This window comes from Dyella sp. 01N36, from assembly GCF_056399745.1.
The window spans coordinates 1-1,119 of record NZ_JBFTRY010000382.1; the positions used below are offsets into that span (position 1 = coordinate 1).

Consider the following 1,119-nt stretch of genomic DNA (forward strand, 5'->3'; position numbering starts at 1 on the left):
CAGCGTGGCTGTCGCGCACAGGGTGCGCTCCCACAGACAAGCCAAGCGCCAGGCGCGGCACCTAGTGCGCCACCTGTGACCCACAGCCGACGCGCAGCGAGGCCCGGCTTTAAGTCCTCAGGGATTCGGGCGCGTTGCGCAGCGCTTTGAAGTAACCGCTGTGTACCCTCGGAGGTTGTCCCACAACAGCGCGCCTCAAGCGTTCGGGCTTATCCCAGCACGATGCTGCGGGCGTTATCAGGCCATTTTCTTTGGGTTACTTTTCTTTTGGGCCAGCAAAAGAAAAGTGACTCGAGCGGCGGCAGCCGATCGAAACGCCCGCCGCGTAGGCGGCACGCTGGCGGTATCGCAACAATCGCAACGCACCGCACCTGGATGACCAGCTTCGCTGTTGAAAAGCGCCTCCGGCCCGCGCCGCGGCGACGAGCAAGAGGCGGCCGACTCCGAGATGACGAGCAGATGGGATCGACTCAATCCAACGACAACCTAATCCGCCACCTTCACCAGCAACGTCGTCCCCTCCACCCCAACCACCTCCACCATCGCCCCCGCCGGCAAGTCCGGCCCACTCACCAGCCACAGACCGTCGCCCACCTTCGCCTTGCCCCGCCCATGAACAATCGGTTCCACCAGCACGTAGCGCTGGCCGATCTTCTGTTCACCGCGGCGATTGAGCAGCGCATCGCCGGGCTCATCGCGCATCAGGCGAGGGCGCAGGCCATACCAGTAGGCGGCGCACGACAGAAAAGCGAGCACCGCGAATACCAGTGCCTGCCCCAGCATCGGCAAATCCGGCGCCACCAGCACCACGACGCCGGTGATGCCGGCGGCAATGCCGATCCACAACATGAAATAGCCGGGCAGGATCACTTCGATGGCGATCAACACCAGCGCAAGAATCCACCATAGGTAGTGAAGGGCGATCTGTTCCATCGTCGTCGCGTCCCTGGTCTCAGCTGATCGAGGGCGGTGTACGGCGGACCGTAGTGCTCGCCTGCTGCTGGCTGAGCGAATCCTTGGCCAGTTCGGCAATGCCGGCGAGCGAGCCGAGGATGCCGGTGGATTCCATCGGCAGCAGCAACATTTTCTGATTGGGCGAGTTGGCCATTTCCTTCAGCG

1 protein-coding gene and 1 pseudogene are annotated in these 1,119 nt (G+C 63.3%); both read right to left on the reverse strand.

Features of this window, described 5'->3' with window-relative positions:
* Positions 1-486 precede the first annotated feature (486 nt).
* Positions 487-933, reverse strand: a complete 447-nt coding sequence (locus AC1DMG_RS22295) for an NfeD family protein (protein WP_441602482.1) — start codon at positions 931-933, stop codon at positions 487-489.
* 19 nt (positions 934-952) lie between these two features.
* Positions 953-1,119 (reverse strand): annotated as a pseudogene (locus tag AC1DMG_RS22300) (SPFH domain-containing protein); the annotation flags it as partial.